The sequence below is a fragment of the Pseudoxanthomonas sp. PXM01 genome (genome assembly GCF_014851815.1).
Classification (GTDB): domain Bacteria; phylum Pseudomonadota; class Gammaproteobacteria; order Xanthomonadales; family Xanthomonadaceae; genus Pseudoxanthomonas_A.
The window spans coordinates 1-438 of the sequence record NZ_JACVAJ010000010.1 but is presented as its reverse complement, the minus strand read 5'-3'; the positions used below and the strand labels follow the sequence as shown (position 1 = coordinate 438).

The 438-nt window shown below is 64.8% G+C and carries 2 pseudogenes; one reads left to right on the top strand and one right to left on the bottom strand.

Going from position 1 to position 438, the window contains the following annotated elements:
* Positions 1–334, bottom strand: a pseudogene (locus IB230_RS19625) (hypothetical protein); the annotation flags it as partial.
* A gap of 20 nt (positions 335–354) precedes the next feature.
* Here IB230_RS19625 and IB230_RS19970 point away from each other — a divergent pair.
* A pseudogene (locus IB230_RS19970) lies at positions 355–438 on the top strand (alpha/beta hydrolase); the annotation flags it as partial.

The window sequence follows — 438 nt, the reverse complement described above, 5'->3', positions numbered from 1 at the left end:
AATCATGCGTGTCCAGTAGTTTGCGCGTGGTGGCCGGAAATGCATCCAGGGCCCGCGAATTGACCGCGTACTCGACGATGACTGCATCGAATTCCCGCTTCAACGCCTGCAGCTGGAGGGTCAGGCGCTGCGCCATTTCAGGCGTCAGTTCCTTCAGCGCGTACATGAAGCGGTGACGGATCTCTTCCGGTCCCAGCAGCGGAAAGCCGGGATCGGTCCTGGAGCGGGACCGGGTGCTCAGGCGCTGACGAATGGCATCGTTCTCGGTGCTGTTGGCCTCGTCCCAGCCTTCCGCCGTCGCCTCGTAGCTGGGCAGGACACGGTGGCGCAGCACGTCGGGCGCGATGGCACGGTCGGTTGCACGTCATGGCCGGCACGCACCACCTGCACATGGAAGATCCTGCCGGCGTCGCCGCCGTGGTCTCAGGTTTCCTGGCG